Source organism: Pseudoroseomonas cervicalis (assembly GCF_030818485.1).
GTDB lineage: Bacteria > Pseudomonadota > Alphaproteobacteria > Acetobacterales > Acetobacteraceae > Pseudoroseomonas > Pseudoroseomonas cervicalis_A.
The window spans coordinates 1,642,179-1,654,919 of record NZ_JAUTAJ010000004.1 but is presented as its reverse complement, the minus strand read 5'-3'; the positions used below and the strand labels follow the sequence as shown (position 1 = coordinate 1,654,919).

The 12,741-nt window shown below is 71.2% G+C and carries 15 protein-coding genes; 10 read left to right on the top strand and 5 right to left on the bottom strand.

Annotated features, from left to right (window positions below; translation table 11 throughout):
• Window position 1: 1 nt before the first annotated feature.
• Together QE401_RS11590 and QE401_RS11585 are read right to left on the bottom strand one after the other, a co-directional pair.
• Complete coding sequence (locus QE401_RS11590) at window positions 2-709, bottom strand: SOS response-associated peptidase (protein ID WP_307138356.1); 708 nt, start codon at window positions 707-709, stop codon at window positions 2-4.
• Between the two features lie 166 nt (window positions 710-875).
• Window positions 876-2,057 carry a M20 aminoacylase family protein gene (locus QE401_RS11585; RefSeq protein WP_307138355.1) on the bottom strand — a complete coding sequence of 394 codons (1,182 nt, stop codon included), beginning with the start codon at window positions 2,055-2,057 and terminating at the stop codon, window positions 876-878.
• A gap of 95 nt (window positions 2,058-2,152) precedes the next feature.
• Between QE401_RS11585 and QE401_RS11580 the strand changes: the two genes are divergently transcribed.
• The 8 genes from QE401_RS11580 to QE401_RS11545 all read left to right on the top strand — a co-directional run bounded on the left by QE401_RS11580 (window position 2,153) and on the right by QE401_RS11545 (window position 8,680).
• Entirely contained in the window at window positions 2,153-2,860 is a 708-nt protein-coding gene (locus tag QE401_RS11580) for an extensin family protein (protein WP_307138354.1), read from the top strand.
• Between the two features lie 116 nt (window positions 2,861-2,976).
• Window positions 2,977-3,447 (top strand): 50S ribosomal protein L13, encoded by a 471-nt coding sequence (rplM, locus tag QE401_RS11575; protein WP_307138353.1) that lies wholly within the window; start codon window positions 2,977-2,979, stop codon window positions 3,445-3,447.
• A 5-nt stretch (window positions 3,448-3,452) separates the two neighbouring features.
• The gene (gene rpsI / locus QE401_RS11570; RefSeq protein WP_307138352.1) at window positions 3,453-3,947 is read left to right on the top strand and encodes a 30S ribosomal protein S9; all 495 of its coding nucleotides are present in this window, start codon (window positions 3,453-3,455) and stop codon (window positions 3,945-3,947) included.
• Window positions 3,948-4,067: 120 nt separating this feature from the next.
• A complete protein-coding gene (gene argC, locus QE401_RS11565; protein WP_307138351.1) occupies window positions 4,068-5,018 on the top strand; it encodes an N-acetyl-gamma-glutamyl-phosphate reductase in 951 nt (316 codons plus the stop codon).
• Window positions 5,019-5,119: 101 nt separating this feature from the next.
• Window positions 5,120-5,644 (top strand): gamma carbonic anhydrase family protein, encoded by a 525-nt coding sequence (locus tag QE401_RS11560; RefSeq protein ID WP_307138350.1) that lies wholly within the window; start codon window positions 5,120-5,122, stop codon window positions 5,642-5,644.
• Entirely contained in the window at window positions 5,575-6,222 is a 648-nt protein-coding gene (locus tag QE401_RS11555; RefSeq protein WP_307138349.1) for a hypothetical protein, read from the top strand. Before QE401_RS11560 ends, QE401_RS11555 begins: the two co-directional genes overlap by 70 nt.
• Before the next feature lie 94 nt (window positions 6,223-6,316).
• Complete coding sequence (locus QE401_RS11550) at window positions 6,317-6,907, top strand: hypothetical protein (RefSeq protein ID WP_307138348.1); 591 nt, start codon at window positions 6,317-6,319, stop codon at window positions 6,905-6,907.
• Window positions 6,908-7,027: 120 nt separating this feature from the next.
• Complete coding sequence (locus QE401_RS11545) at window positions 7,028-8,680, top strand: ABC transporter substrate-binding protein (protein WP_307138347.1); 1,653 nt, start codon at window positions 7,028-7,030, stop codon at window positions 8,678-8,680.
• Window positions 8,681-8,706: 26 nt separating this feature from the next.
• On the opposite strand, the gene pdxY is transcribed toward QE401_RS11545, so the two are convergent.
• Entirely contained in the window at window positions 8,707-9,567 is an 861-nt protein-coding gene (gene pdxY / locus QE401_RS11540) for a pyridoxal kinase PdxY (RefSeq protein ID WP_307138346.1), read from the bottom strand.
• Window positions 9,568-9,681: 114 nt separating this feature from the next.
• Window positions 9,682-10,434 carry a glucose 1-dehydrogenase gene (locus tag QE401_RS11535; RefSeq protein WP_307138345.1) on the bottom strand — a complete coding sequence of 251 codons (753 nt, stop codon included), beginning with the start codon at window positions 10,432-10,434 and terminating at the stop codon, window positions 9,682-9,684.
• Between the two features lie 246 nt (window positions 10,435-10,680).
• Here QE401_RS11535 and rpmE point away from each other — a divergent pair, with 246 nt between their 5' ends.
• Both rpmE and QE401_RS11525 read left to right on the top strand, forming a co-directional pair.
• A complete protein-coding gene (gene rpmE, locus QE401_RS11530) occupies window positions 10,681-10,911 on the top strand; it encodes a 50S ribosomal protein L31 (RefSeq protein WP_307138344.1) in 231 nt (76 codons plus the stop codon).
• A 209-nt stretch (window positions 10,912-11,120) separates the two neighbouring features.
• The gene (locus tag QE401_RS11525) at window positions 11,121-11,603 is read left to right on the top strand and encodes an Hsp20 family protein (protein WP_307138343.1); all 483 of its coding nucleotides are present in this window, start codon (window positions 11,121-11,123) and stop codon (window positions 11,601-11,603) included.
• An 88-nt stretch (window positions 11,604-11,691) separates the two neighbouring features.
• On the opposite strand, the gene QE401_RS11520 is transcribed toward QE401_RS11525, so the two are convergent.
• Window positions 11,692-12,684, bottom strand: coding sequence for a Bug family tripartite tricarboxylate transporter substrate binding protein (locus QE401_RS11520; RefSeq protein ID WP_307138342.1), 993 nt, complete (start codon window positions 12,682-12,684; stop codon window positions 11,692-11,694).
• Between the last annotated feature and the right edge of the window lie 57 nt (window positions 12,685-12,741).

The window sequence follows — 12,741 nt, the reverse complement described above, 5'->3', positions numbered from 1 at the left end:
CTCAATAGACCGGCGGGTCGTCCAGCTCCGGCGGCGGCATGGCCAGGGGGTCGCGCGCCAGCAGCCTGGCATCATTCTCGGAAAACTTGCCGACCCGCGCGGCGACCGGCCAGCAGGCCAGCTCCTCCGGCGGGCTGGGGCGCAGCAGCTTCAGCGGGTCGCCCTCCGCCTCGCCCAGCCAGAGCGGCCAATCCTCCGGCGGCAGGATCACCGGCATGCGCTGATGCACCAGCGCCTGCTTGGCATTGGCCTCGGTGGTGATGATGGTGAAGGTCTTCAGCCATTCGCCATCCGGAAGCTGCCAGCCCTCCCACAGCCCGGCCAGCGCCATCGGCGCGCCGCTTTTCAGCGCCACGGCATAGGCCTGCTTGGCCTTGCCCTCCTGGCGCCACTCGTAGAACCCGTCCGCCGGCACCAGGCATCGTCGTCGGCGGAACGCCTCGCGGAAGGAAGGCTTCTCGGTGATGCCCTCGCTGCGCGCATTCATCAGCTTCGCCGCCCCCGAGGCATCCTTCGCCCAGCGCGGCACCAGCCCCCAGCGCAGCAGGCCCAGATGCCGCGCGCCGTCCTGTGGGTTGCGCCGCACCACCCAGGACATCTGCGTCGGCGCCACGTTGAAATTGGCCGGATGGTTCGGCAGCGGGCCGACACTGCCCATTTCGCGCTGCAGCCGCTCCGGCTCCCGCTGGACGAAATAGCGACCGCACATGCTGAATACTCCGATCGAAAACCAAGACAGACAAGAAGATGGGGGAAGAATGAATTCTTCCCCCAGACCCCCATCATCTTTTTTCTGTCAGGCTGCCGCCGTCTCCCGGCCAGGCGGGCCGCTGCCCTGGGCCGGAGCGACCCGGTGAAGTGCAGCGGCCGTCGTCTCAGCCATGACCGGCAGCCGGAAGAAGCTGCTCGGCGAGGGTGGCGAAGAAGCTGGCGCCGACGGGCAGGATCTCGTCGTTGAAATCGTATTTCGGATGGTGCAGCCCGGCATCGCTGGCGCCGCGGCCGCCGCCCAGCATCAGGTAGGAGCCGCTCTTCGCGTTCAGCATGAAGGCGAAATCCTCGCCGCCCATGGTCGGCTTCGGCAGTTCATGGGTGTTGGCCTCGCCCACCACCGTGGCGGCGGCGCGGGCGGCCAGCTCGGTGGCCTCAGCCTCGTTGATGGTGGCGGGGTACATGCGGCTGAAGCGCACCTCGGCGCTGGCGCCGAAGGCCGTGGCGATGCCCGAGGCGATCTCGACCACCTTCTTCTCCAGCGTGTCGCCCACCTCGGGGCGGAACCAGCGGGCGGTGCCGCGCAGATTCACCGTCTCGGGGATGACGTTGAAGGCATTGCCGCCCTCGATCTTGCCGATGGTAACGACGCCGGCCTCGACCGGCTCGACATTGCGGGCGACGACGGATTGCAGCGCGGTGACGATCTGCGCCGCGATCACCACCGGGTCGTTGCCCATATGCGGCATGGCGCCATGCGCGCCCTTGCCGGTGATGGTGATCTCGATATCGGCGACCGCCGCCATCACCGGCCCGGCGCGCCAATGCATCTGGCCCGCCGGCAGGTTCGGCCAGTTGTGGATGGCGAAGACGCGCTCCATCGGGAAGCGCTCGAACAGCCCCTCCTTCACCATCACCTCGGCGCCGCCGCCCATCTCCTCCGCCGGCTGGAAGATGACATAGACGGTGCCGGCGAAATTGCGCGTCTCGGCCAGGTAGCGGGCGGCGCCCAGCAGCATGGTGGTGTGCCCGTCATGGCCGCAGGCATGCATCTTGCCGGGGATGGTGGAGGCGTATTCGACCCCCGATTCCTCCAGGATCGGCAGCGCATCCATGTCGGCGCGCAGCCCGATGGCCTTGCCCGGCGCGTTGCCGCGGATGACCCCCACCACGCCGGTGCCGGCGATGCCGGTCACCACCTCGTCCACGCCGAATTCGCGCAGCTTCTCGGCCACGATGCCACTGGTGCGCACCTCCTCGAAGGCCAGCTCGGGATGGCGGTGGAAGTCGCGGCGCCAGGCGGTCATGTCCTCCTGGAAGGCGGCGATGCGGTTCAGCACGGGCATGGGCGTAATTCCGGCAGAGACGTGAAAGAGGGCAGGGAGCTTCACCCCGCCAGGGGGACTCGGCAAGGGGCGGGGGCGGGACCAGATCAACGGCCATGCTGCGCCGCATCCTGCTCTGGATCCTCCTGCTCGCCCCGCTCGCGCTGGGGGGCCTCTACTGGAACGGCGCCTGGCGCCCGCCGCCGGCCTGGGACCCGGCGGCGCCGCTGGATTTCCGCGCGCCGCCGAATCTGCTGACCGGCTGGAAGCTGGCGCGCATGGATTGGCAGCCCGAATCCTGCTTCGCGGCCTTCGCCGCCTCCGGCCGCGCCGTGGCGCGGGTGCCGGACCGGCCCTCGGAGACCGGCTGCGCGATCGAGAACGCCCTGCGGCTGGAGGGGGAGAGTGTGGAATTCGGCCCCAACCGCCCGATCGTCACCTGCCCGATGGCCGCCGCCTGGGCGATGTTCGAGCGCCACAGCCTGCAGCCGGCGGCCGAGGCGCATTTCGGCAGCCGTGTCGCCACGGTGCGGCACTTAGGCAGCTACAATTGCCGCAACGTCTATCACCGGGCGGCGGGGCGGCGCAGCCAGCACGCCACCGCCAATGCGCTGGACGTGGCCGGCTTCACCCTGGCCGATGGGCGCAGCGTCGCCCTGCCGCGCGACTGGGGGGAGGCCGGGGAGAATGCCCGGGCCGATTTCCTGCGCGCCGCGCGGGACGGCGCCTGCCGCTGGTTCAAGGCGGTGCTGGGGCCGGATTACAACGCCGCGCACCGCGACCATTTCCACCTGGACCGGGGGATGTGGTCGCGCTGCTCCTGAGGAAAATGGCGGCTCCCGGCGCTGCGGTATTATAATACCACAGATTTTCCGCTTGACCCTGCGGGGCTTTGCACCGATAAACCGGCCCTCTTTTCAGGACTAAGCAGAAGCCGATCATGCTGACCACGCAGACCCGCTCGCTGAAGCCGGCGGAGGTCAAGAAGGGCTGGGTGCTGATCGATGCGGACGGGCTCGTGCTCGGCCGCCTCGCCGCACTCGTCGCCAATCGCCTCCGCGGCAAGCACAAGCCGCAATTCACCCCGCATGTCGATTGCGGTGACCATGTTGTCATCGTCAACGCCGACAAGGTCCGCGTGACCGGTGCGAAGTCCGAGCAGTCGGTCTTCTACTGGCACACCGGCTATCCGGGCGGGATCAAGGGCCGCACCATCCGTGAGCGCCTCGAGGGTCGTTTCCCCGAGCGCGTGATCGAGAAGGCCGTGGAGCGCATGATCACCCGCGGTCCGCTCGGCCGGCAGCAGATGAAGAATCTGCATGTCTATGCCGGTCCGGAGCATCCGCATGCCGGTGCGCAGCCGGAGACGCTCGACGTCGCCGCGCTGAACCGCAAGAACAAGCTGGGCTGAGCATCATGAGCGAGCAGACCACCGCCACCTCGCTGGCCGAGCTGAAGAACCTGGTCGCCGGCACGCCTGCCGCCGGCGAGGCCGCCCCCGTTCGCGAGGCCAAGCGTGACCAGTTCGGCCGCGCCTACGCCACCGGCCGCCGCAAGGATGCCGTCGCCCGCGTGTGGGTGAAGCCGGGCAAGGGCACCGTCGAGATCAATGGCAAGCCGGCGTCGAAGTATTTCGCCCGCCCGGTGCTGCGCATGCTGATCACGCAGCCCTTCCTGGTGGCCGACCGCTACCAGCAGTTCGATGTCTACTGCACCGTGACCGGTGGTGGCCTTTCGGGCCAGGCCGGCGCCGTGCGCCACGGCATCAGCCGCGCGCTCACCAATTTCGAGCCGGAGCTGCGGGGCATCCTGAAGAAGGCCGGCTTCCTGACCCGCGACCCGCGCGTCGTCGAGCGCAAGAAGTACGGCAAGGCGAAGGCCCGACGTTCCTTCCAGTTCAGCAAGCGCTGACGCTGGCGGGCCGGCGTCACGCCGGCCCTGTCCAGGGCTGTCCATCGGAGAGGGCGGGTCCGCGAGGGCCCGCCCTTTCTGCTTTTCTGCTATCCTCCACGGAACCTTCAGGAGAGCCACATGGCCAAGGGTTCACTGCCTGCGATCTTCATCGATGGCGAAGCCGGCACGACCGGGCTCGGCATCCGCCAGCGCCTCGAGGCGCTGCCGGGCATCGTGCTGCGCTCCATCGATCCGGAGCGCCGCAAGGACCCCGAGGCCAAGCGCGCCCTGATGGCGGAGGTCGACCTGGTCGTGCTCTGCCTGCCGGATGCCGCCTCGAAGGAGAGTGCCGCGATGGCGGCCAGCCTCGGCGCGGACGCGCCCAAGCTGCTGGATGCCTCCACCGCGCACCGGGTGGATCCGGACTGGGTCTATGGCGTGCCGGAGCTGGCGCCGGACCAGGCCGCGAAGATCGCCGCCGCGCCGCGGGTGGCCAATCCGGGCTGCTACCCCACCGGCGGCATCGCCCTGCTGCGGCCGCTGGTCGCGGCCGGGCTGATCCCGGCGGACCACCCGGTCACGGTCAACGCCGTGTCTGGCTATTCCGGCGGCGGCAAGGGCATGATCGAGGCCTATGAGGCCGGCACCGCCCCGGATTTCGAGCTGTACGGGCTGGGGCTGGAGCACAAGCACCTGCCGGAGCTGCAGCTCTATTCCGGGCTGACGCGGCGGCCGATCTTCGTCCCCAGCGTCGGCAATTACCGGCAGGGCATGCTGGTCTCGATCCCGCTGCATCTGGATCTGCTGCCCGGCGCGCCGAAGCCGGCCGATCTGGAGGCCGGGCTGGCCGCCTACTACCAGGGCTCCGAGTGGGTGAAGGTCGTGCCCGCCACGGCGGATGGCAAGCTGGAGCCCGAGGCGCTGAACGACACCAACCTGCTGGAGCTGCGGGTGTTCGGCAATGCCGCGCGCGGCCAGGCCGTGCTGGTGGCGCGGCTGGACAATCTGGGCAAGGGCGCGTCCGGTGCGGCGGTGCAGAACATCGCCCTGATGCTGGGTCTGCAGGCGGCGGCCGCGAAGGCGGCCTGAAGCGACCCCGTTGCCGCCGTGACCGGCAGCTGACAGAAGAAAGAAGGGGGTCCGGGGGAATTCATTCCCCCGGCCTTTTTTTGTTTTTGAAAGGAAGTGGAATGTCCCTCTACCCCTTCGAAGGCGTGCTGCCCAAGGTGGCGCCCGGCGTGTTCATCGCCCCCACCGCCGCCGTGATCGGCGATGTCGAGATCGGGGAGGGCGCCAGCATCTGGTATCATTGCGTGCTGCGCGGCGACACCAACCGCATCGTGGTCGGCCCGCGCAGCAACGTGCAGGATGGCACGATCGTTCATGTGGCGCGGGGCACGCTGCCGGCGCTGATCGGCGCGGATGTGACGATCGGCCATGCCTGCATCATCCATGCCTGCACGCTGAAGGACGGGGCCTTTGTCGGCATGGGCGCCACGGTGCTGGACGGCGCGGTGATCGAGGAGGGCGGCATGCTGGGCGCCGGCGGGCTGCTGCCGCCGGGCAAGCGGATCGGCCCCAACGAGTTGTGGCTGGGCGCCCCCGCCCGGCTGGCCCGCGTGATGAGCGCGGAGGAGAGGGCGCAATGGGACAAGACGGCCGAGCATTACACGGAGCTGGGGCAGCGCCACGCCCGTTCGCTGGCGCCGGGCTGAGGGCGGCGGCGCTGCTGCTGCTGGCGCTCGCCGGTGGCAGCCTGGCCGGCTGCACCACCGGCGGCATGCCGCCCGAGCCGCCGGTGACGCTGCCGGCGGTGGCGGCGCGCGGCGCGCCCAACCCGGTGACGGCGGCGCTGCGCGGCGCGGCCGAGGCCTTCGCGCATCCGGCGCGGCTGCAGGGGCGGCCGTCGCTGGCCGCCATCGCCGTGGCGCAGCTGGAATATGTCGTGGTGGAGCTGCCTTCGGGCCGGGTCGCCGGCGATATCGGCATGGCGCAGCCGCTGCTGCTGGCGGCGCGGCAGGAGGTGCGGCGCTATCTCCGAATCGCCGAGTCGGTGCCGCCCCAGGCGGTGATCGACGCCATGGTGGCGGCGGCCACCGCGCCGGGCGGCGATGCCGCGGCGCCGGCGCAGCTCCCGCCCCAGCTGGCCGAGGGCGGCGGGGCCGCCTTGTGGCAGCGCCTCTCGGCCCTGCCGCGGCTGCCGCAGGCCAATGCGGCGACGCAGCGGGCGCTGCGCTACTGGGAGTTCGGGCCGGAGGAGACCATCGAGATCAGCGCGCTGCGGCGGCGCTGAGCGGCGCGTCCCGGGGCGGGCCGGGGCGGGGGAGTTTGAGCCCAGGGCCGGCTGGGGCAGTATGCCGCCCCGACGCCCCATGGAGAGCCCCCGCATGCGCCGCCGCTTCCTCCTCGCCGCCCTGACGGTGCCGCTGCTCCCCGGCTGCGCGGAGCTGCGCACGCCGCGGCCGCGGGTCGACCTGCCGCTCTCCCTGGTGCCGGGGGCGGAGGATCCGGTGCGCAGCGCCGCGCGGCTTGCCGCCGCCGCCTTCCAGGACCAGGGCGCCCGGCTGGAGGGCAATCCGGCCGAGACCGCCCGCGCCACCGCCCGGCTGGAATATCTGACGCACACGCTCGGCAGCGAGCCGCGCTTCGCCGCCCTGCCGCCCGGGCTGGTGCTGGCGCTGCGCGGCGCGGTGCGGGAGGTGCGCCAGGCGCTGGGCATTTCCGCCACCGCCCTGCCGGAGCAGGTGATCCCGGCCATGGCGCGGCTGGCGCAGGTGATCCAGGCCGGGCGCGACCCGGCCCCGGCCTTTCCGGAGGCGCTGTTCCCGGCCGGGCCGGAGCGCAGCCTGCTGCGCCTGACCCAGCCCGGCCCGCTGCCGGAGGCCGCCATCGCCACCGGCCGCACGCTGGAGGCCATCACCGAGATGGACCAGACCAATGGCTGGGGCGGCCGGCCGGACACCGTGCTGCCGCGCTGAGCGGCCCCTTCACGCCCGGTTAACGGAAGCGGGCCAGTTTTGCCGCCGGCCGGCGACGCCGCCGCTTCATAACGGCCGCGTGATGTGCAGAATGCGTCGGCTTGCCTGATGGGGGATGGAATGCAGCGACGCGGCGTGCTGGCCGGTGCGGCCGGGCTTGGGCTCGGGCTTGGCGCAGGGCTCGGCCTGGGCGGGGCGCGCGGTGCCGCGGCGCAGGAGGCGGGGGCGGCCGGCCGGCCCGGCGCCCCGGCGCTGGCCAAGGGCAGCGCGGCGACCACGCTGCGCTTCATCCCGCAATCCGACCCGGCCTGGCTCGACCCGCTCTTCACCACCGCCTATGCGGTGCGCAATCACGGCCATCTCTGCTGGGATCAGCTCTACGGGCTGGATATCGGGTTCCGGCCGCAGCCGCAGCTGGCGGAGGGCCATGTGGTCGAGGAGGATGGCAAGCGCTGGGTCTTCACCCTGCGCGAGGGCCCGACCTTCCATGATGGCGAGAAGATCCGCGCCATCGACGCCGTGGCCTCGATCCAGCGCTGGATGGCGCGCGACACGCATGGCCAGACGCTGGCGGCGCGGCTGGCCGAGATCCGCGCGCTGGATGACCGCCGCTTCGAGATCCGGCTGCAGCGGCCCTTCAGCGCCATGCTGCAGGCGCTGGCCAAGGCCTCCTCCTATCCCTGCTTCGTCTATCCGGAGCGCTTCGCGCGGCAGCCGGCCAGCCAGCCCCTGACCGAGGTGGTGGGCAGCGGTCCCTATCGCTACGAGGCGGCGGAGCGGGCGCCCGGCAAGCTCGCCGTGTATCGCCGCTTCGAGCGCTACATCCCGGCGCGTGGGGCCGTCAGCCTGACGGCGGGGCCGAAATTCGCCGGTTTCGAGCGGCTGGAATGGCGCCACCTGCCCGACCCGGCCGCCGCGGCCGAGGCGCTGCAGAATGGCGAGGTCGATTGGTGGGAGCAGGTGGCGCCGGATCTGCGCCCGCTGCTGCGCCACACCCGCCATGTGGTGGTGGACCGGCTGGATTATGGCGGCACCATCGCCATGCTGCGGCCGAACCACCTGCACCCGCCCTTCGACGACCCGGCGGCGCGGCGCGCCCTGCTGCCGGCGCTGCGCCAGGCGGATTTCATGACCGCCATCATGGGCGACAGCCGCGATCTGTGGCGCGACGATGTCGGCTGCTTCCCGCCGGGCAGCCCGCTGGCCTCCTCGGTCGGGATGGAGGCGCTGACCGGCCCGCGCGATGTCGAGGCGGCGCAGCGCGCGCTGCGCGAGAGCGGCCATGCCGGCGCCAGGGTGGTGGTGCTGCACCCGACCGATGTCGTGAACAACAGCAACCTGACGGCTGTGGCGACCGATCTGCTGCAGCGCATCGGCTTCACCACCGAGAGCGCCGCCTGCGACTGGCGCAGCTTCCTGCAGCGCCGCGCCAGCCGCGCCGCCCCGTCCGAGGGCGGCTGGAACGCGCTGGTCGGGCTGTTCTCCGGGCTCGACATGATGACGCCGGGCGGCCACCCGCTGCTGCGCGCCAATGGCGCCCGCGCCTGGTTCGGCTGGCCCGAGCTGCCGCGGCTGGAGGCGCTGCGCGAGCAATGGTTCGACACCGCCGGCGAGGCCGAGCAGAAGCTGCTGGGCGAGGCGATCCAGCGCCGCTTCTTCGAGGACCTGCCCTATTGGCCGCTCGGCCAGTACCTGATCGACAGCGCCTGGCGCAGCAATGTGGTGGGCCACCGCAAGGGCATGGCGCTGCCGCTGAATGTCCGCCGGGTCTGAGGGGGAAGGCTGGGGGGCAGCGCCCCTCAGCAGCTCTCCGGCAGGAAGACGCGGCTGGGGGCGACGAATTCCTCCTGCGCCGCGACGGTGAGGATCTCGCGCGAGGCGGCCTCCGAGGTGCGGCGCAGCAGCCCGTAGATGGAGGAGGCGGCCGCCCCCAGCGCATCCGCCGCGCGCCCCGATTTCAGCCGGTGGAACAGGAACAGCGCGGCGATGGCATCGCCCGCGCCATTCACCGAGAGCGGCAGCATCGGCGTGCGGATGCGGCTGAATTCGCCGCCCTCCGCCGCCAGCATCTCGATCTGGTCCTCCGGCGTCTCCGCCACCTTCAGCGAGGTCAGCAGCACGCAGCGCGGGCCCCCGGGCGCCATGGCCGCCTGGAGCGTGGCGACCGCCGCCTTGGCCTCGGCGAGCGTGGTGACCGGCTGGCCGGTCAGCCATTCCAGCTCGAACTGGTTCGGCGTCAGGATGTCGGCCGCCGGCAGGGCGCGGTCGCGCATGAATTCCGGGATGCCGGGGCGGACGAAGACGCCGCGCCCGACATCGCCGATCACCGGGTCGCAGCAATAGAGCGCGGCCGGGTTGGCGGCCTTGACCCGCGCCGCCGCGTCCAGGATCGCCTCGCCGATCGCGGCATCGCCCATATAGCCCGACAGCACCGCGTCGCAGCGCGGCAGGGCGCCGCGATCCTCGATGCCCTGCACCAGGTCGCGCACCAGATCGGCGCCGAAGACCTGCCCGCGCCAGCTGCCATAGCCGGTGTGGTTGGAGAACTGGACGGTGTTCACCGCCCAGACCTCGGCCCCCAGGCGCTGCAGCGGGAACACCGCCGAGGCATTGCCGACATGGCCATAGGCGACCCAGGACTGGATGGACAGGATGTTCATGGCGCGGGGTGTTCCGGCGGGCTGGCCTGTGGCGGGCTGGCCCCTGGTGGCGGGGGCCGCGCGATTCCCGCCCGCCGGCGCGGCCGCCGGGGGGCGATCGCGCGGCGGTGTCGGTCAGGCGGTGCGGCCGCCATCCACCGGCAGCAGCACGCCGGTGATGAAGCTCGTCTGGTCCTCGGCCAGCCAGACGCAGGCATTGGCGATGTCGTGCGGGGTGGAGAGGCGGCCGAGCGGGATGGTCGCCAGGAATTTCTGGCGGTTCTCCGGCGTGTCCTCCATGCCCATGAAATCGGCGATCAGGCCGGTCGCGCCCATCACCGGGCAGATGGCGTTGACGCGGATATTGTCGCGCGCCAGCTCCTGCGCCATCGCCTGGGTGATGGTGTTCACCGCGCCCTTGGTGCCGTTGTACCAGACCAGGCCCGGCCGCGGCCGGATGCCGGCGGTGGACGAGATGTTGATGAAGGAACCGCCACGCCCCTGCTCGCGCAGCAGCGGCAGGGCGGCGCGCGTCATGTGGAAGATCGACTTGACGTTGACGGCGTAGACCTTGTCGAAGGTCGCCTCGTCGACCTCGAGGATCGGGCCGTTCTTGTGGGTGGTGCCGGCATTGTTCACCACGATGTCGAGCCCGCCAAAGGCCGAGACCGTCTGGTCCACCATGGCCTGCACATCGGCCGCCTTGGAGACGTCGCCGCCGATGGCGATGGCGCCGCCGCCGAGCTCGGCCGCGACGCGCTCGGCCCCGGCCAGGTTCAGATCGGCCACCGCCACCTTGGCGCCCTCCTGGGCGAAGCGGCGGACGATGCCCTCGCCGAAGCCGGAGGCGGCGCCCGTGACGAGCGCGATCTTGCCCTGGAGTCGCATGCTGTTCTTCCTTCCTGGCGCTGCCCTGGCCCTTCTGCCCGCGCCGGCGCGGCGGCGCGGAAGCCCTGGGCTCAAGCTCTAGGATCGGCCGGGGAAGGGGTCAATCCGGGGGCTGGCCGGGGGCGGGCGGCCTGCGCCAGGGGGCCATGTCCCGCTTTCGGTTGCACCGGGGGCGCCCTGCCTGTAAGAGCGGCGCTTCCGTGCGGCCGGTCGGCATCGGCTGCTCCAGCCAGAGAAAAGTGCGCCATGAAGCCCGATATCCATCCGGACTACCACGAGATCACCGTCATCATGACGGACGGCACCACCTACAAGACCAAGTCCTGCATGGGCAAGGAAGGTGAGGTGCTGCGTCTCGACATCGACCCGAAGTCGCACCCGGCCTGGACCGGCCAGCAGCGCATCATCGACACGGGTGGCCAGATCGCCAAGTTCAACAAGAAGTTCGCCGGCATCGGCGCGCGCAAGAAGGCCTGAACCGGGCCCTTTCGCATCGCGAGCCAGGCTGCAGCGCCGCCCCCTTGAAAGAGGGGGCGGCGTTTTTTATCTGAGTGCCTGTCAGCGGTGCCCGGCTTCGGGGCCGCTGGCGCGGACCGGATGGCCACAGGTTGCCCTTATGGGGACCGCAGCGGCTTCGGGACGCCACGCAACTTCGGACCCTTGCTTTGCGAAGGAGGCTCCTGGTCATGAACGCTTTCGACACTGCTCCCCTGTTCCGCACCGCCATCGGCTTCGACCGGCTGACCCGGCTGCTGGACACCGCCCGCGCCGCGGCCGAGGCCCCGGCCTATCCGCCCTACAACATCGAGAAGACGGGTGAGGACTCCTATGTCCTGACCATGGCCGTCGCCGGCTTCGCGCCGGAGGATCTCGACATCACCGCGCAGGAGAATGTGCTGGTGGTCTCGGGCAAGGCGGCCCAGGGCAATGAGGATCAGCGCCGCTTCCTGCATCGTGGCATCGCCGGCCGCGCCTTCGAGCGCCGCTTCGTGCTGGCCGACCACATCCAGGTGCAGGGCGCGGACCTCGCCAATGGCCTGCTGCATGTGGCGCTGAAGCGCGAGGTGCCGGAGGCGCTGAAGCCCCGCCGCATCGCCATCGCCGCCGCGCAGCCGGCCAGCCAGCCCAAGGTGCTGGAGGGCAATAGCGAGGCGCCGCTGGCGGCCTGAGCAAACGGCCAGGGGCGTTGGTGCGCCCCTGGCCTCAGGTAAGACGGGCGGGGGCGGCAGCGATGCCGCCCCCGTTTTTGCGATCCGCTCAGTCGGGGCGGATATTGTGGGTGCGGATCACCTCGCCCCAGCGCTCCCGCGCCATGGCGATCTGCCCCTGGAAATCATCCCGCGTGCCGCCGATGCGCTGCAGCCCGTTCTCGGTGAAGCGGCGCTGCACCTCGGGCGCGTCGAGGGCGCGGTTGAACTCCGCATTCCAGCGATCGACGATGGGCTGCGGCGTGCCGCCGGGCAGCACGACGCCGAACCAGCTCGGGATGACGAAGCCCGGCAGCCCGTCCTGCGAGATCACCGGCAGCTGCGGCAGCAGGGGCGAGGCGGTCTGCGCCCCATAGGCCAGGGCGCGCAGCCCGCCATCGCGGATCTGCCCCATGAATTCCGGCATGTTGCCGAACATCACATCGACGCGGCCGCTGGTGATGTCGAGGATGGCCGGCGCGCCGCCGCGATAGGGCACCTGGGTCAGCCGCGCCCCCGTCAGCGCCGCGAACAGCACGCAGGAGAGCTGCTGGCTGGAGCCGGCGCCGACGGTTGCGCAGCTGAGGTTGCGGTTCGGTTCCTTGCCCAGCCGCGCCAGATCCTGCCAGCTGCGGATCTCCGAGCGCGGCCCGGTGACGAGGATGTTGTAGACCGAGGCGATGTTGACGACAGGAAGAAGATCCTTCTGCACGTCATAGGGCACGCTCTGCATCTGCGGCGTGATGGTGAGGATGCCCATCGAGGCCAGCAGCAGCGTCTGGCCGTCCGGATTGCTGCGCACCAGCTCCTGCGTGGCGACGATGCCGCCGGCGCCGGTGCGATTCTCCACGATGACATTCTGGCCGAGCTGCTTGCCGAGCTGCTCGGCCAGGATGCGGCCGATCAGGTCGGAGGTGCCGCCGGCGGCGAAGGCATTGAGGAACCGGATCTCCCGTGTCGGGAAGCTCGGTTCCGCCCGCGCGGCGGCGAGCGGGATGCCGCAGGCCGCGAGCGCGGCGAGGGCGAGGCGGCGGAGCAGGCCCCGCCCGGGATGCTGTGTCATGGACGCCTCCTGTTGCGTGCGCGCCGCCCTCTGCCGGGGCGGTCGCGCTCAAGCCGG